The organism is Marivita sp. NO-S04 (assembly GCF_059070475.1).
In genome coordinates this window covers 3,191,706-3,207,788 of sequence record NZ_CM180980.1, presented here as the reverse complement: position 1 = coordinate 3,207,788, position 16,083 = coordinate 3,191,706, and the positions used below count along the sequence as shown (strand labels likewise).

The following is a 16,083-nucleotide window of genomic DNA, read 5'->3' as shown; positions in this document are numbered from 1 at the left end:
CGGTCTTGGGAGGACGGATATGTACAAACTTGTGGGCAATCGCGCGACGCGGGCGTTCCGGCCCTTGTGGTTGTTGGAAGAACTGGGCGTGCCTTATGAGCATGTGCCCGCAGCGCCCCGGTCGGAAGAAGTGCGCGCGGTCAGCCCTTTGGGCAAGGTGCCGGTGCTGGTCGATGGCGACGACGTGATAGCCGATTCGACGGCGATCCTGACCTATCTTGCGGACAAGCACGGCGCGTTCACCCACCCGGCGGGCACGGTGGCGCGGGCCAAACAGGACGCGTGGACGTTTCGGCTTCTGGACGAGGTGGATGCGGTGCTCTGGACAGCGGCACGGCACAGTTTCATCCTGCCCGAGGACCAGCGCGTGCCTGACGTGAAAGAGAGCCTGAAGGTGGAGTTCGGGCAGAATCTTGAGCGCATCGCGGGAGAATTGACCAGCGATTATCTGGCCGGGGATGAACCCACGGTGCCGGATTTCGTTTTGGCGCATTGTCTGGGTTGGGCGCGCAACGCGAAGTTCCCGGATGCACCGGAGGCTCTGGTCGATTACCTGCGGCGGTTGCGAACCCGTCCTGCGTTCGAGAGGGCGGCGACGCTCTGAGGCAAGGGCTTTCGAAAGCCCTTGGCAACGCGGTTTCGAAACCGAGTTTTGAAGCGCGTTCGAACGCGCTTGGGCAAGCCCTTTCGAAAGGGCTTCCCGCGCTCCTTGGGAGAGAATTGTTCGCATCGGAAACCGGTCAGCCGCAAATCCGCGTCAAGGTGTCGGGATTGTTGATCCACGACAGGCCTGAATTGCGGTTAGAGTGTCTCCGACAAGGGAGACCGCGATGACTGACACGATCCGCTTTACTCTGGACGGCAACGAGGTCGAGGCCCAGCCGGGTGAGACCATCTGGGAGGTTGCCAATGGCCGGGGTCTGGTGATCCCGCATCTGTGCCACAAGCCCGCACCGGGATATCGCCCAGATGGCAACTGCCGTGCTTGTATGGTTGAGGTTGCGGGCGAGCGCACACTTGTTGCCTCCTGTATTCGCGAACCCGTGGAAGGCATGGTGGTCACTACCGATTCCGCGCGGGCCAAATCGGCGCGCAAGATGGTGGTCGAGATGCTGCTGGCGGATCAGCCCGAACGCGACGCGGCGCATGATAAATCTTCGCATCTCTGGGACATGGCCGAAGCCATTGGCGTGACGGAAAGCCGCTTACCGACGCTTGAGGTCGAGCGCATTCCGCTGCTGGATGACAGCCATGTCGCGATGCGCGTGAACCTTGATGCCTGCATCCAATGCGGGCTCTGCGTCCGCGCCTGCCGCGAGGTTCAGGTGAATGACGTGATTGGCATGGCGGGGCGTGGCCATGATGCCTACCCGGTTTTCGATTTCGACGATCCAATGGGGGCGTCCTCTTGCGTGGCCTGTGGCGAATGTGTGCAGGCCTGTCCGACTGGGGCATTGATGCCGGCGACCGTGCTGGATGACGCGCAGGTGGGCGACAGCAAGGATTATGACCATGAGGTCGAAAGCGTTTGCCCGTTCTGTGGTGTGGGTTGTCAGGTCTCGCTCAAGGTCAAGGACAACAAGGTTGTCTATGTCGAGGGGATCAACGGGCCTGCGAATGAGGGGCGTCTTTGTGTGAAGGGGCGGTTCGGGTTCGACTACATTCACCACAAGCACCGCCTGACCAAGCCGCTGATCCGGCGTGACGATGCGCCCGCCAAGGGGCTGAATGTCGATCCGAACAACTGGCAGGAAGTGTTCCGCGAAGCGACATGGGACGAGGCGCTGGACTTTGCCGCCAAGGGGCTAAAGGGCCGGGGGCGTGAAGTGGCTGGATTCGGATCGGCCAAATGTACGAACGAAGAGGCGTACCTGTTCCAGAAATTCATCCGACAGGGCTTTGGCCATAACAACGTCGATCACTGCACGCGGCTGTGTCATGCGTCGTCGGTTGCCGCCTTGCTTGAGAACGTTGGATCAGGCGCTGTGACCGCGACGTTCAACGAGATCGAGAATGCCGATGTGGCCATCGTGATCGGCGCAAACCCGATCGAGAACCACCCTGTGGCGGCGACCTATTTCAAGCAGTTCACCAAGCGTGGTGGCAAGTTGATCGTGATGGACCCGCGTGGTCAGGCGCTCAAGCGGCATGCGACTCATATGCTGCAGTTCCGCCCCGGCGCGGATGTCTCGATGCTCAACGCGATCATGCATGTGATCGTCGAAGAGGAACTCTACGATCGTCAGTATATCGAGGCCTATACTGAGAACTGGGAGGCCGAGAAGGCTCATCTGGCGGATTTCTCGCCCGAGAAGATGGCTGACATCTGCGGCATCGACGCCGAGACCCTTCGCGCGGTTGCCCGCGATTTCGCAACCGCCAAGGCGGGGATGATTTTCTGGGGCATGGGCGTTAGCCAGCACATCCACGGCACAGACAATTCGCGCTGTCTGATTTCGCTTGCACTGATGACCGGGCATGTCGGGCGTCCTGGTGCAGGTCTGCACCCACTGCGGGGGCAGAACAACGTGCAGGGCGCGTCTGATGCGGGGCTTATTCCGATGTTCCTGCCAGATTACCAGTCGGTGATGGATGACGGAGTGCGGTCTGCCTTTACCGAAGTTTGGGGATCAGAGGATTTCTCGAACCAGAAAGGTCTGACCGTAACCGAAATCATGGATGCAGTGCATGAGGGCCACATCAAGGCCATGTATATTCTGGGCGAAAATCCGGCCATGTCGGACCCGGACGTGGAACATGCCCGCGATGCGCTGGCCAAGCTGGACATGCTGGTGGTGCAGGACATCTTCCTGACCGAGACCGCCAACTATGCCGACGTGATCCTGCCGGCTTCGGCCTTTGCCGAGAAGTCGGGCACCGTGACCAACACCAACCGTCAGGTGCAGATGGGCCGTCCTGCCGTGACACCCCCGGGCGAGGCGCGCGAGGATTGGGCCATCACAACGGAACTCGCGCGGCGTTGCGGCATGGACTGGAAATATGACAGCCCGGCGGATGTGTTTGCCGAAATGAAGCTGAACATGCGGTCGCTGGAGAATATCACTTGGGACCGGCTGTCGCGCGAAAACGCGGTGACCTACCCGTCTCTGTCGCCGGAAGACCCGGGTCAGCCGATTGTGTTCGGCGATGGTTTCCCCCGCCCGCAGGGACGCGCGCGGTTCACGCCTGCGTCTGTCATTGCGCCCGACGATGTACCAGATGCGGAATATCCAATGATTCTGACGACAGGGCGGCAGTTGGAGCATTGGCACACCGGGTCGATGACACGACGGTCGGCTGTTTTGGATGCGGTCGAGCCCGAGGCGAACTGTTCGTTGCATCCCAGCACACTGCGCAAGATGGGGGTCGAGCCGGGCGGGCATGTGCGCCTGACGACCAAGCGGGGATCGGTTGTCGTCATGGCACGGGCGGACCGGGCTGTGGCACCCGACATGGTGTTTCTGCCCTTTGCCTATGTTGAGGCTGCCGCGAACATCCTGACCAATTCGGCGCTGGACCCCTACGGCAAGATCCCCGAATTCAAGTTCTCGGCGGTGCGGGTTGAAGCGGCGGATGCAGGCGCGGTGGCGGCTGAATAGGTTTTATTGAGCGCTGGCGCGCGCAGGTTTTCTCGGCCACGGACTTGCACCCCGTGGCCGATCTGCGTTTGGTGAGGCGACGCATTTGACAGCACTGTCGCATGTGCCACGGTCTCATTTGCATATTTGGAAAAAGAAGAAGGGACAGGGTCATGTTGCCTGTGAACGCGGACCGTTTCTTGGCTGACCTGCACACATTGCGGAGCTTTGGCGCCGCTGGTGTCCGCAAAGGCGTTGTGCGACCGGCGTACTCTGATCCGGATATTGCGGCGCAGGAATGGTTGGCGGGGCGGATGCGCGAGGCGGGCTTGTCGGTACATGTCGATCCGGTTGGGTCGGTCTTTGGCTTGGCTGAGGGGCGGTCTTTGCTCTTGGGTTCTCACACGGACAGCCAGCCCGAAGGCGGTTGGCTTGACGGTGCGCTGGGTGTGATCGCAGCGCTGGAAGTGGCGCGCGCCTCGGTCGAAGCCGAAGGGCCGCCTTTGTCTGTCGTGTCGTTTCAGGATGAGGAAGGCCGGTTCGGGGTGACCACTGGATCGGCGGTCTGGTCCGGGAACCTGTCCTTAGAGAAAGCCGATGGGTTGACCGACCGGGACGGTGTGTCTTTTGCCGAGGCGCGGGCGGTGATGCCGGGGCGGTCGGACGAGTTTGTCGATCCCGCGCGGTTCACTGGATTCCTTGAGATGCATATCGAGCAGGGGCCTGTGCTGGACCGCGAAGGCGAGGCGATTGGTGTGGTCGACGCCATTGTCGGCATTCGCGACATGAAGATCACGTTGAAGGGCGAGCAGAACCATGCGGGCACCACGCCGATGCAGGGACGGCGCGATGCGTTTCAGGCCTTGTCGCGCTTTAATGCGCTGATCGGCGATAGGTTCGCTAATGTTGTCACGCCAAGCACTGTCTGGACCATCGGACATGTGACGCTGCATCCCAACGCATCGTCGATCGTTCCGGGGAAAGTCACGTTTTCGATGCAGTGGCGCGATGGTGATGCAGACCGCTTGGGGCGGATGGAGGCCATCATTCGTGAAGCGGCTGAAGAGGTGGCGGTTTCCGGTGGGTTTGATCTGAGGTTTGGACCGATGCTTGGGCTTGAGCCGGTGGAAATGGATGCCCGTTTGCGCGGGGCGTTGGAACAGGCCGCCGAAACGGATGTGCCGGGGCGTTGGCGCAGGATGCCGTCGGGTGCATTGCATGATGCGACCAACGTGTCGAAGTTGATGCCAGTGGCGATGTTGTTTGTACCTTCGATTGGTGGGATCAGCCATGCGTTCGGCGAGGATACGGCTGAGGCCGATCTGGTGACTGGGCTGCGGGTGCTTGCAAGCGCAGTTGAAGCTTTGGGTTGAGCGCGGGATCTGTGCTAATCTGCCGTGAGGTCGACAAGGAGCACACGGTATGGATGTAACGGCGATGGCGTTCTACGCGCTTGTGTGTGGCGGGTTGGGGGCTATGTCGCCTCGGTTGCCGTCCCTGTGGCAACGGTTCACGGTGGCGGCGCTGGTCGGGATTGTCGCGGCGGCGCTGTTGCCGATGTTGCGCGGTGCGCTTGGGGTCTGACTCTAGAGAGTCAATCTGTAGGTGATCGAGGTGGGATGATCGTAGCCGGGATGGGCGGTTCGCCCTATTTCCCGAAACCCGAGCGCCTCGAAGGTCGCGTGCTTCTCAACAAGTTCGATCCGTGTTTGCAGTTCGACAAAAGAGCAGCGCAGCTCTGCGGCGCGGGTTGCTGCGAGGTCGATCAGGCGGCGGGCCAGCCCTTGACGTCGGGCATTTGGCGCGACTGCAAGCTTTCCCAGATACACGCAGCGTGGTTTCCGGGTGAGAAAGACACAGGCCTGAACCGGATGGCCGATCCCCCAGATCTCGCCAGTTTCGGCCTGTTTGGACAGGCTGCCCAGTGTCAGATTTTGCATGGAGGAGGGTGGGTCAATGCGTCCTTCCATGAAGGCAAAGGAGGATTGAATCAGGGTCAGGACGGCTTGCAGTGCCGGATCGCTGGGACCGAGCCGATAGGGCGTCAGGTCCATGTCACTTCGCTCAGAAAGATATAGCCCGCGCCATAGATCGTCTTGATAAGGCGCGGGTTCTTGGGGTCTTCGCGCAGCTTAGTCCGCAGTCGCGAGATACGCACATCCATCGCACGATCAAAGCTGTCGCCAGCGGCACCGCCCAGTGTGTCCTGCATGTAATCGCGGGTGATCAGACGGTTCGGGCTTTCGAGAAACAGCCGCAGCACTTCGCCCTCGGCATGCGAAAACGGGGTCTCGGTGCCGGTCTCGTCTTCCAGCGAATAGCGGTCGAAATGCGCGGTCCAGCCGTTGAAGCGGGCGGTTTGGCCAGTGGGCGTTGGTGTGGCGCGGGTGCGCAGACGAGCGCGGACACGGGCCACCACTTCTGCGGGGTCGAACGGCTTGATGATGTAGTCATCCGCTCCAAGCTCCAGCCCGGTGATCTTATCCTGCACCTGCGCGCGGCCCGAGATGATGATCACCGTTGCCCCCTGTTCCAGCGCAAGCCGGTGCACAAGGCTCAACCCGTCGCGGTCGGGCAGGCCCAGATCGACGAGGCACACATCGGGTGTGGTCCTGCGCAGCGCGGTTTCGAATTCGGCGGCGCGGGCAAAGCACTGGGTGTCATAGCCCGCGTCCTCGAGCGCTTCGGACAGCATGGTGCGGATCGCGGGCTCGTCGTCGAGAATGGTGATCAGGGGTTTGGTCATGAGAGATCGGCCTTGTGGCCCAGAAACGCGGCCAGATCGGATTTGGTGAAGGGTTTGGGCAGAACGGCGGTTTTCGATGCCGCAGCTTGGTGTCGTGTATCGGAGGTGGGAAGCGAGGTCATCAGGTAGACGGGTTTCTCCGTCAGCGCCGCCACCAGTTCGGTGCCAAGGGCCGGCCCTTCCAGCGAGATGTCCGAAAGGACAAAGGCGATGTCGGGCACGCCTTGCGCCAGTGCCAAAGCTTCGTCGACCGAGGTCGCCTCGATCACGCTGTGGCCAAGGCTGGTAAGCATGTCGCGGATGGTCGTGCGCAGATCTGGGCTGTCTTCGACCAGCAGAACCAGCTCGTTCGACAGATGGCGGGCGGCGTGGCGCAAGGGCAGGCGCAGGGTCACACGCGCGCCGGTGTTGGTGTTGCCGACCTGTAGCTGGCCGCCTGCCAGTTTGGCCATGTCGTAGACCATCGACAGCCCGAGGCCCGACCCACCATCCCCTTTGGTGGTGAAGAAGGGGTCAAGCGCGTGTTTCAGCGCGTCTTCGGAAAAGCCTGAGCCGGTGTCTTCGATCGTGAAGTCGATCCATGTGTCTCGCATTTCGGTCGCGGTCAGACGAATCGTGCCTTGATCGCCGCAGGCATCGCGGGCGTTCAGGATGAGGTTGAGCAGGCTGTCCTGAAGTTGACCGGGGTCAAGTAGGGCTCGTTGAGTGATCGAGGTGCTGACTTGCAGCGCGATGTTGCCGGGCAATGATGGCGCTGCAAGTGTGTGAAGATCCGATAGGAAATTTTCCACGTCGAGCGGTTCGGGCCGCCATGCGCGGTGGGCGGTGATATCGGCGATCCGGTTGAGCAGGTCACCGCCGCGACGGGCGGCTTGCAACGTGGCGGTGATCAGTGGGTCGGCGTCCGTGGGCAGGTCCATCCGGGCGAGTTTCGACTGCATGCCCAGAATGATCGTCAGCAGGTTCGAGAAGTCATGCGCGAGGCCAGACGTCAGTTGTGCTGCCATCTCACGGCGGCGGGTTTGCTGAAGTGCTGCACGGGCCTGCGTTTCTTCGGTCACGTCCATTGACAGGATGTAAACGCCGTTTTCGGATTCATCTGGGGTAAAGGCGACACGGATGCGGCGGGAGCTGTGGATGTCGGTGAATTCGAAAGTCGACGGATCGCCTGCCAGTGCCATTTGAAGATGCGGCAGGACGCGGGCATAGGCATCGTCGCCCAACGCTTCGGAAATATGCAGCCCAACAATCTTGGACGGACGCCCCGGCATCACGTTCGACAGGCGCCGGTTGGAAAACGTGTAGCGCCCGGCGCTGTCCACGTGTGCGATATGGGCGGGCATCATTTCCGTGGTCAGGCGTGTGCGGGCCTCCATCTCGGTCAACTCGCGTTGGGCTTCTTCCAGCGCAGACACCGTGGCGGCGAGTTTGCGGTTTGTAGCTGCGAGTTCTTCGGAGCGCGCAAGTACCTCTTCGGACAGCAGTTCGGACCGGGTGCGCAAGAGCTGTTCCTGCGATTTGACCTCGGTGATGTCGGTATAGACGGTAACCCAACCGCCCTGCGGAAGTGGTGCACCTTCGACGCTGATCGTGCGGCCATTGGCGCGAGTGCGCTCCATGTAGTGGGGTTGGAAGGCGCTGGCCTGTTCGACACGTGCGCAGATAAAGCTTTCGACATCGTCAATCTCTCCGTACTCGCCGCATTCGACAAGGTGACGGATGGTGGTCTCGAAATCGGCGCCTGGACGGGTCAGCGCCTGTGGCAGGTTGAACATCTCGGCAAAGCGCGCGTTGCACGCGGCCAGCCGCAAGTCACTGTCGTAAATCGACAGTGCCTGTCCGATCAGGTTCAAGCCAGCCTGAATGAGAGCGTCGGTCTGCATGGAGCACGGTCCAGAAATGGGGTCGTGTGTTTCTGGCTAGCACTGGATGGGCGCGACGCAAAGGCCGACTGGCGTCCTGTTACAATTCGTAAGGATTGAGAAAACTTCAGGAAAAAGTTGACCCCCAACCTGCCTTCTGTCCAATCTTGAGACAGAGTCGCGCAAAGCGATCCGTTCGGGGAATACCCGGGCAATGGGAGGAAAAGTTTTGGCACATATGACCATGGGCGCAGAGGGGCTGCGCTCGGTTCCGGCGCTGTTGGCGCGCAATGCTTCGCAATTCGGCAGCTCTGCGGCCTATCGCGAGAAGGAATATGGTATTTGGCAAAGCAGAACCTGGGCTGAGACCGCCAAGGAAGTTGAAGCGCTTGCGCTGGGCCTGCTGAACCTTGGCGTGAACGAAGGCGATTTCATCGCCATCATCGGGCGCAACCGTCCCTATCTCTATTGGTCGATGGTCGCCGCGCAATCGGTCGGCGCGATCCCTGTGCCGCTCTATCAGGACGCTGTCGCCGAAGAGATGGAGTACGTGCTCGACCATTGTGGGGCGCGCTTTGCCATCGTCAACGATCAGGAGCAGGTGGATAAGGTAATCGAAGTGCAGGACCGTTTGCACCATTTCGAGCACATGATCTATCTCGACCCGCGCGGCTTGAGGAAATACGATCATACCCGCCTGCATCAGTTCAGCCATGTGCAGGATCAAGGCCGCGCCGCCTATGACGAGTTCATCAACGAATTGCAGACGCGCACGGCGAAGCTGGATTACGACAGCACCTGTGTGATGCTTTATACGTCCGGCACGACAGGCAAGCCCAAGGGTGTGGTTCTGTCGAACCGCAACATTATCGAAACGGCCAAAGCATCTTCGGAATTCGATCACCTTAAGGTCGATGATGAGGTGCTGGCCTATCTGCCGATGGCCTGGGTTGGCGACTTTATCTTTTCGATCGGGCAGGCCTATTGGTCGGGCTTTTGTGTGAATTGCCCGGAAAGCCCGGAAACCATGATGACGGACCTGCGCGAAATCGCGCCGTCCTATTACTTTGCTCCACCGCGCGTATTTGAGACACAGCTCACGCAGATCATGATCCGCATGGAAGACAGCGGCGCGTTCAAGAAAAAGACGTTCGACTATTTCATGGCCCACGCCCGCAAGGTTGGCCCGGCCATCCTTGATGGGCATGAGGTGAGCGCGTTTGACCGGCTGAAATACAAGCTCGGCGAGGTGATGGTCTACGGTCCGTTGAAGAACGCGCTGGGCTTTTCCAATGTTCGGGTCGGCTATACTGCAGGCGAAGCCATTGGCCCTGAGATCTTTGATTTCTATCGCTCTTTGGGAATTAACCTGAAGCAGCTCTATGGTCAGACCGAGGCATCGGTTTTTATCACCCAGCAGCCGGATGGCGAAGTCCGCTCGGATACCGTGGGTGTGCCATCGCCGGGGGTGGAGATCCGCATCGCCGAGAATGGCGAGGTGTTCTACCGCTCTCCGGGCGTCTTTGTGGAGTACTACAAGAACGCGGAGTCGACGGCCGATACCAAGGATGCGGAAGGCTGGGTGGCCACAGGCGATGCCGGGTTCATCGAAGAGGCCACCGGACATCTGCGCATCATCGACCGCGCCAAGGACGTGGGCGCGATGGCCGATGGTGCGATGTTCGCGCCGAAATATGTGGAGAACAAGCTCAAGTTCTATCCCAACATCTTGGAAGCTGTGGTCTTTGGCGCAGGGCGGGATCGCTGCTGCGCCTTCATCAATATCGACCTGACGGCAGTCGGCAATTGGGCTGAACGCAACAATATCGCCTATGCGTCTTATCAGGAACTCGCGGGGCATCAGCAGGTGCTCGATACGATTCAAGCGCATATCGAAGAGGTCAACGCGAGTGTCGCGCAGGACGAGATGCTCTCGGGGTGTCAGGTGCACCGGTTTCTTGTGCTGCACAAGGAACTGGATGCGGATGACGGAGAGCTGACGCGGACGCGAAAGGTGCGGCGCAAGATCATCGGTGAGAAATTCGAAGACCTTGTCAACGCGCTCTATGACGGCTCGACATCGGTCTATACCGAAACCGAAGTGACTTATGAAGACGGGCGCAAAGGCAAGATCAAAGCAACATTGGAAATCCGCGACGCGAAGGTGGTGCCGGCGACCCCGCAGCGGATGGCTGCAGAATGATGGGATGCAGACATAATCTTCGTACGAAGATTATGCCGACCGAGAATTTTCGTACGAAAATTCTTGGCGTAACAACGAGGGTTGGGCCGTGAAAGACACCGAAGGATATGTCACCACAGATGGGCGCCAGATTGGTGGCACGCTGATGGAGATGCGCAACATCACCCTGCGGTTCGGTGGCGTGGTGGCCATTCAGGACATCTCGTTTGACATCCGCGAAGGCGAAGTGCGCGCGATCATCGGGCCTAACGGTGCCGGAAAGTCGTCGATGCTCAACGTCATTTCGGGCTTTTACACGCCCTCCGAAGGTGAGGTCTGGTACCAAGGCACCAAGCGTCCTCCGATGAAGCCATTCGAAGTTGCCCGCCAAGGCGTAGCGCGAACCTTTCAGAACATTGCCCTCTTCGAAGGCATGACGGTGCTCGACAATGTCATGACCGGGCGTCTGACCCATATGAACGCTGGGGTCGTCTCCCAGGCGCTCTGGTGGGGCAAGGCGCGCGACGAGGAAATGGAGAACCGCGAAAAGGTCGAGCGGGTGATTGACTTCCTCGAGATCCAGAACATCCGCAAGACTCCGGTGGGGCGGCTGCCTTATGGCCTTAAGAAACGGGTCGAACTGGCGCGGGCGCTTGCGGCGGAGCCGTCGCTGCTCCTGCTGGACGAACCGATGGCGGGCATGAACGTCGAGGAGAAAGAGGACATGAGCCGCTTCATCCTTGATGTAAACGACGAATTTGGAACGACGATCTGCCTGATCGAACATGACATGGGGGTAGTGATGGATCTCTCCGACCGCGTGGTCGTTATGGATTACGGCAAAAAGATCGGCGACGGCACGCCAGACGAGGTGCGCAACAATCAGAATGTGATCGACGCCTATCTGGGCGTGCCGCATTGAGGGAGCAGACATGCTGAACGACATCTTTATCGCGCCATTCGTGGACATGGTCGAGGCACCGGACTTCCTGCTGCAGGTGCTTTGGGAAGGGCTGGTGTCCGGTATCCTCTACGCGCTGATTGCACTGGGGTTCGTGTTGATCTTCCGCTCAAGCCGCATCTTCAACTTTGCGCAGGGCATCATGGTGGTATTCGCCGCTTTGACCCTTGTGGGCCTGTTCGCCATGGGCGTGCCTGCATGGATCAGCGTCGGTCTGACCCTGGGCGTCATGTTCGTTCTGGCGGTGGTGATCGAACGGGTTGTGCTGCGGCCTTTGGTCGGGCAGCCCGATATCATCCTCTTCATGGCCACCATCGGGATCACGTTGTTCCTGATTGGCTTTGGTGAGACGATTTTTGGCGGCGAAAACAAGGTGATGATCACCGAAGAGCTGGGTATTCCAACGGGTGACACGGTGCTGGAACCGTTTGGCGGTCTGCTGATCCTGCAGCATTTGGATATCACTGTGGTGATCGTGGCGACATTGCTGGTGCTCGCGCTCTTAGCCTTCCTCAACTACACGCAGATGGGCCGTGCGATCCGGGCGTTGGGTGACGACCATCAGGCGGCGCTTTCCGTGGGTATCAGCCTGCAGACGATCTGGGTGCTGGTCTGGTTCATCGCCGGGATCATCGCTCTGGTCACAGGTATTGCCTGGGGCGCGCGGGCGGGCGTCAGCTTTGCGCTTGAGGTAATTGCGTACAAGGCGCTGCCGGTTCTTATGCTGGGCGGGCTTGAGTCGATCACCGGGGCCATCGTCGGCGGGTTGATGATCGGCATTCTGGAAAAGTTGTTCGAGATTTACTGGGGCCAGCCTTTGTTGGGTGGCAATACCGAGACATGGTTCGCCTTTGTCCTTGCACTGATCGTACTTCTGTTCCGTCCGCAAGGGCTGTTCGGAGAACGGATCATCGAACGGGTCTAGCGCAGCGCGGGGCGCGCTGTTCGACACCAACAAGCAACGGAGCGTGAGGATCACGCACCCTAAATGAGAAGACATATGGCAAAGCTGATCGCACTTCTGAACGTCATCGCATGGTCCGGCTTCTGGGCTTTTGGCTACCTCGCGCTGTCGAGCGGGTCTGACGCAGGCAGCCAGACGGTTGTAGCGATCCTGCTGGCCGCTGTCGGAGGGGCCGCAGGGCTATGGGCCTATTTCTGGCTCATCCGCCATTCAGAGGTGACCGGTTACGCCAAACCGCGCAACCGCGCTGTGATCAACGAAGAGGAGACCGCCTGATGCTCTATCGCACGGCTGGCCAGTTCAAGACGAGCTATAACGCCGATCAGGCCCTGTTCCCGGTCAAGCAAGACGCATTCCTTTTGGGGATCATATTGATCCTCGCATGGGTGGTGTTCCCGATGACCGCGTCGGAATTCACCTTCCAGACGCTGCTGATCCCGATCCTGATCTATGCGCTGGCTGCGATGGGGCTGAACATCCTCACCGGGTTTGCCGGGCAGCTCAGTCTTGGCACCGGTGCATTTATGGGTGTCGGCGCTTATGCCTGTTACAAGATGGTCACTCTTTTCCCATGGATGAACCCGATTGTCGCAATCCTGCTGTCGGGCGTGTTCAGCGCCGGAATCGGGGTGGCGTTCGGAATTCCGAGCTTGCGGATCAAGGGGTTCTACCTAGCCATCGCGACGCTGGCCGCGCAGTTCTTTCTGGTCTGGCTGTTCGAGAAGTGGTCATGGCTTTACAACTACAACGCCTCTGGCGCGATCCAGGTACCCAACCTCGAGATGTTCGGCGTGTTTGTTTCAGGCCCACAGGCGGCATCGGTGACGGAATACTACATCGTCCTGTTTGTGGTCTCGCTGCTGACGATGCTGTGTATCAACCTCACGCGGGGCAATCTGGGGAGGACGTGGAAAGCGACGCGTGATATGGACATCGCAGCAGAACTCATCGGCATCAACTTGATGAAGTCCAAGCTGACCGCCTTTGCCGTATCGTCTTATGTCGTGGGGGTTGCGGGCGCGCTTTATGTCTTCATGTGGAAGGGCGCAGCTGAGCCCAACGTGTTCGATATTCCGCTGTCGTTCCAGGTGCTGTTCATCGCCATCATCGGCGGCCTTGGCTCGGTCATGGGTAACTATCTGGGCGCGATCCTGATCGTCGGCCTGCCGGTTGTGCTGAACGTAGTGGCGGGCACGCAGGTGTTCGAGATGTCTACGGGGTCGGCCATTCTACTGGCCGCGCTGATCGCTGCGGCGACCTTCCTCTTTGGGGTCGCGCGCAATCTCTGGGGCATGGCGGCGGCGATCGGGTTCGGCGCGGTGACGCTGATCTATGGCTATGCGCAATTACAGGGTTTCCGCATCGAATCTGCTCTGATCGAGCATATCAACGTGATGATTGTCGGGGCGCTGATCATCTTCTTCCTGATTATCGAGCCTCACGGGCTGAACCAGCTTTGGCGATTGATCCGTGAAAAACTGATTATCTGGCCGTTCCCGCACTGAGGTGGGTGGGCCCAAGACCAAGAACCTAAAGCAACATGAAAGTTCCAATGGGAGGACAACCATGAAACACTTTACCAAACTGGCCACTGCGGCTGCGCTGGGCACCGTGCTGGGCACGGCGGCCATCGCGCAGGAGCTTTACACGCCGAACCTCGCATACCGCACCGGCCCATTTGCCGCGACGGGTATTCCGCTGATGAACGGTCAGGCCGACTACATGACGCTGCTCAACGAGCGCGATGGCGGTATCGGCGGTGCCAAGATTGACTTCGAAGAATGCGAAACCGGTTACTCCACCGAGAAAGGCGTGGAATGCTATGAAAAGACTAAGGGCACGGCCATCGTGACCCAGCCTTGGTCGACTGGCATTACGCTTCAGGTTCTGCCCAAGACCAATGTGGACGAAATCCCGATCCTTGCACCAGGCTATGGCTTCTCGCCGATGGCGGATGGCAAGGTGTTCCAGTGGGCGTTCAACATGCCCGCAGGCTATTGGGACGGTGCGGATATGATCATCCAGTACCTTGAAAACCAAGGTTCTTTGGACGGCAAAAAGATCGCTTTCCTGCATCTGGACCATCCGTTTGGCAAGGAACCTCTGCCTGTTCTGGAGATGCATGCTGCCAACAAAGGGTTTGAGCTTCTTCCGATCCCGGTTGGCCTCAAGGAAATGCAGAACCAGTCCGCACAGTGGCTGCAAATCCGCCGTGAACGTCCCGATTACGTTGTGATGTGGGGCTGGGGTGCAATGAACGCTGGAGCCATAACCGAAGCCGTGAAGACCAAGTTCCCGATGGAGAACTTTCTCGGCGTTTGGTGGGCTGGTCACGATGCAGACCTCAAGCTCGTCGGTGAAGAAGGCAAAGGCTACAAGTCGATCTCATGGTCCTTCCCGAACATGGACGCGCCTTTGATGAAGGACATCAAGGAACGTGTCATCGACGCGGGCCTGAGCCAGACCAACGAAGAAGAGATGCAGGGCGTGTTCTACGGCCGTGGTCTTGTCATGTCGGCGATCCTTGCCGAAGCGATCAAGAACGCACAGGAAAATTTCGACACGGCCGAGATCTCTCCGACACAGCTGCGTTGGGGTCTTGAAAACATCAACCTGACCGAGGAGCGGATCGCAGAACTGGGCATGGAAGGCATGGTGCCGCCGTTCTCGACCTCATGTGCAAACCACACCGGTCACTCGGGCGGTTGGATGCTCGAATGGGACGGCGCAAAGTTTGTCAAAGCGTCTGACCTCTTGATGCCGAACGTGGACGGCTATGCTGACCTGATCGCGTCGTCGGCGGCGGAATACGCGACCTCGAACGCACCATGGGCGATGAACGAAGAGTGCTCGGCCACCAACTAAGGCCAGCCTGCCCCGGCGGTGCATATCGCCGGGGCGCTTTTAGGACATTTTCAAACACAAAGGCCCGCCATGCTGGACGCCGGACGCACAGACGAGACCTTGCTCGAGGTCAACAATATCGAGGTGATCTACAATCACGTGATCCTCGTTTTGAAGGGTGTGAGCCTAACCGTAAAGAAGGGTGGCATCACCGCACTTCTGGGGGGCAATGGCGCGGGTAAGACGACCACGCTCAAGGCGATTTCCAACCTGCTGCATTCCGAGCGGGGCGAAGTCACCAAAGGTTCGATCATCTACAAAGGCGAGAGGGTGCAGGATCTGGACCCGGCGGCGCTGGTCAAGCGCGGGGTCATTCAGGTGATGGAAGGCCGCCATTGTTTCGGCCACCTGACCGTCGAGGAAAACCTGCTTACCGGGGCCTATACCCGCAAGGATGGCAAGGGCGCCATCGAAGCCGACCTCCAGATGGTCTACGACTATTTCCCCCGCCTCAAGGAGCGCCGCAAATCGCAGGCTGGCTACACCTCGGGCGGTGAGCAACAGATGACCGCAATTGGTCGCGCGCTGATGTCTCGACCACAGACCGTCCTTCTGGACGAGCCGTCCATGGGCCTTGCGCCGCAGCTTGTGGAACAGATCTTCGAGATTGTGAAATCGGTGAACGAGAATGAAGGCGTGTCTTTCCTTCTCGCCGAACAGAACACCAACGTGGCCCTGCGCTATGCGCATGAGGGGTACATCCTTGAAAACGGACGCGTTGTAATGGACGGCCCTGCAGCCGAGCTGCGCGAAAACCCGGACGTCAAGGAATTCTACCTCGGGGTTTCGGATGACGGACGTAAATCCTTCCGAGATGTCCGCAGCTACCGCCGCCGCAAACGTTGGTTGCAGTGACGCCGTTCCCCTTGCAATGAACTGAACAGAC

At 59.5% G+C, this 16,083-nt stretch carries 14 protein-coding genes; 11 read left to right on the top strand and 3 right to left on the bottom strand.

The window, feature by feature from the left end:
* Positions 1–19 precede the first annotated feature (19 nt).
* The 4 genes from ACK3EW_RS16375 to ACK3EW_RS16360 all read left to right on the top strand — a co-directional run bounded on the left by ACK3EW_RS16375 (position 20) and on the right by ACK3EW_RS16360 (position 5,162).
* On the top strand, positions 20–604 hold the full coding sequence (locus ACK3EW_RS16375) for a glutathione S-transferase family protein (RefSeq protein WP_493807010.1): 585 nt from the start codon (positions 20–22) through the stop codon (positions 602–604).
* 226 nt (positions 605–830) lie between these two features.
* Positions 831–3,599 carry a formate dehydrogenase subunit alpha gene (gene fdhF / locus ACK3EW_RS16370; RefSeq protein WP_493807009.1) on the top strand — a complete coding sequence of 923 codons (2,769 nt, stop codon included), beginning with the start codon at positions 831–833 and terminating at the stop codon, positions 3,597–3,599.
* Between the two features lie 152 nt (positions 3,600–3,751).
* Positions 3,752–4,951, top strand: coding sequence for a Zn-dependent hydrolase (locus ACK3EW_RS16365; RefSeq protein WP_493807008.1), 1,200 nt, complete (start codon positions 3,752–3,754; stop codon positions 4,949–4,951).
* 49 nt (positions 4,952–5,000) lie between these two features.
* The gene (locus tag ACK3EW_RS16360) at positions 5,001–5,162 is read left to right on the top strand and encodes a hypothetical protein (RefSeq protein WP_493807007.1); all 162 of its coding nucleotides are present in this window, start codon (positions 5,001–5,003) and stop codon (positions 5,160–5,162) included.
* 2 nt (positions 5,163–5,164) lie between these two features.
* On the opposite strand, the gene ACK3EW_RS16355 is transcribed toward ACK3EW_RS16360, so the two are convergent.
* From ACK3EW_RS16355 to ACK3EW_RS16345, 3 genes are read right to left on the bottom strand one after another with little or no spacing between them, the layout of a single operon-like run.
* Complete coding sequence (locus ACK3EW_RS16355; protein ID WP_493807006.1) at positions 5,165–5,632, bottom strand: GNAT family N-acetyltransferase; 468 nt, start codon at positions 5,630–5,632, stop codon at positions 5,165–5,167.
* Positions 5,623–6,324, bottom strand: a complete 702-nt coding sequence (locus ACK3EW_RS16350) for a response regulator transcription factor (protein WP_085628405.1) — start codon at positions 6,322–6,324, stop codon at positions 5,623–5,625. Before ACK3EW_RS16350 ends, ACK3EW_RS16355 begins: the two co-directional genes overlap by 10 nt.
* Entirely contained in the window at positions 6,321–8,207 is a 1,887-nt protein-coding gene (locus ACK3EW_RS16345) for a hybrid sensor histidine kinase/response regulator (RefSeq protein ID WP_493807005.1), read from the bottom strand. The genes ACK3EW_RS16350 and ACK3EW_RS16345 overlap by 4 nt, the downstream gene beginning before the upstream one ends.
* 217 nt (positions 8,208–8,424) lie before the next feature.
* Between ACK3EW_RS16345 and ACK3EW_RS16340 the strand changes: the two genes are divergently transcribed.
* The 7 genes from ACK3EW_RS16340 to ACK3EW_RS16310 all read left to right on the top strand — a co-directional run bounded on the left by ACK3EW_RS16340 (position 8,425) and on the right by ACK3EW_RS16310 (position 16,052).
* Entirely contained in the window at positions 8,425–10,389 is a 1,965-nt protein-coding gene (locus ACK3EW_RS16340; protein ID WP_493809748.1) for an AMP-binding protein, read from the top strand.
* A 145-nt stretch (positions 10,390–10,534) separates the two neighbouring features.
* Positions 10,535–11,290 carry an ABC transporter ATP-binding protein gene (locus ACK3EW_RS16335; RefSeq protein WP_238939422.1) on the top strand — a complete coding sequence of 252 codons (756 nt, stop codon included), beginning with the start codon at positions 10,535–10,537 and terminating at the stop codon, positions 11,288–11,290.
* Positions 11,291–11,300: 10 nt separating this feature from the next.
* Positions 11,301–12,254, top strand: a complete 954-nt coding sequence (locus ACK3EW_RS16330; protein ID WP_439118312.1) for a branched-chain amino acid ABC transporter permease — start codon at positions 11,301–11,303, stop codon at positions 12,252–12,254.
* A gap of 75 nt (positions 12,255–12,329) precedes the next feature.
* Positions 12,330–12,569, top strand: a complete 240-nt coding sequence (locus tag ACK3EW_RS16325; RefSeq protein WP_439118313.1) for a hypothetical protein — start codon at positions 12,330–12,332, stop codon at positions 12,567–12,569.
* Complete coding sequence (locus tag ACK3EW_RS16320; RefSeq protein WP_238939396.1) at positions 12,569–13,798, top strand: branched-chain amino acid ABC transporter permease; 1,230 nt, start codon at positions 12,569–12,571, stop codon at positions 13,796–13,798. Before ACK3EW_RS16325 ends, ACK3EW_RS16320 begins: the two co-directional genes overlap by 1 nt.
* A gap of 61 nt (positions 13,799–13,859) precedes the next feature.
* Positions 13,860–15,158, top strand: coding sequence for an ABC transporter substrate-binding protein (locus ACK3EW_RS16315; protein WP_493807004.1), 1,299 nt, complete (start codon positions 13,860–13,862; stop codon positions 15,156–15,158).
* Positions 15,159–15,227: 69 nt separating this feature from the next.
* Complete coding sequence (locus ACK3EW_RS16310; protein ID WP_439118315.1) at positions 15,228–16,052, top strand: ABC transporter ATP-binding protein; 825 nt, start codon at positions 15,228–15,230, stop codon at positions 16,050–16,052.
* The last annotated feature ends 31 nt before the right edge of the window (positions 16,053–16,083 follow it).

Excerpts from the sequence above, each read along its gene's own strand:
- ACK3EW_RS16335 (WP_238939422.1), top strand. The coding sequence starts at position 10,535 with ATGGAGATGCGCAACATCACCCTGCGGTTCGGTGGCGTGGTGGCCATT.
- ACK3EW_RS16350 (WP_085628405.1), bottom strand. The coding sequence starts at position 6,324 with ATGACCAAACCCCTGATCACCATTCTCGACGACGAGCCCGCGATCCGC.
- ACK3EW_RS16360 (WP_493807007.1), top strand. The coding sequence starts at position 5,001 with ATGGATGTAACGGCGATGGCGTTCTACGCGCTTGTGTGTGGCGGGTTG.
- ACK3EW_RS16325 (WP_439118313.1), top strand. The coding sequence starts at position 12,330 with ATGGCAAAGCTGATCGCACTTCTGAACGTCATCGCATGGTCCGGCTTC.
- fdhF (WP_493807009.1), top strand. The coding sequence starts at position 831 with ATGACTGACACGATCCGCTTTACTCTGGACGGCAACGAGGTCGAGGCC.
- ACK3EW_RS16320 (WP_238939396.1), top strand. The coding sequence starts at position 12,569 with ATGCTCTATCGCACGGCTGGCCAGTTCAAGACGAGCTATAACGCCGAT.
- ACK3EW_RS16355 (WP_493807006.1), bottom strand. The coding sequence starts at position 5,632 with ATGGACCTGACGCCCTATCGGCTCGGTCCCAGCGATCCGGCACTGCAA.
- ACK3EW_RS16310 (WP_439118315.1), top strand. The coding sequence starts at position 15,228 with ATGCTGGACGCCGGACGCACAGACGAGACCTTGCTCGAGGTCAACAAT.
- ACK3EW_RS16375 (WP_493807010.1), top strand. The coding sequence starts at position 20 with ATGTACAAACTTGTGGGCAATCGCGCGACGCGGGCGTTCCGGCCCTTG.
- ACK3EW_RS16315 (WP_493807004.1), top strand. The coding sequence starts at position 13,860 with ATGAAACACTTTACCAAACTGGCCACTGCGGCTGCGCTGGGCACCGTG.
- ACK3EW_RS16330 (WP_439118312.1), top strand. The coding sequence starts at position 11,301 with ATGCTGAACGACATCTTTATCGCGCCATTCGTGGACATGGTCGAGGCA.
- ACK3EW_RS16365 (WP_493807008.1), top strand. The coding sequence starts at position 3,752 with ATGTTGCCTGTGAACGCGGACCGTTTCTTGGCTGACCTGCACACATTG.
- ACK3EW_RS16340 (WP_493809748.1), top strand. The coding sequence starts at position 8,425 with ATGACCATGGGCGCAGAGGGGCTGCGCTCGGTTCCGGCGCTGTTGGCG.
- ACK3EW_RS16345 (WP_493807005.1), bottom strand. The coding sequence starts at position 8,207 with ATGCAGACCGACGCTCTCATTCAGGCTGGCTTGAACCTGATCGGACAG.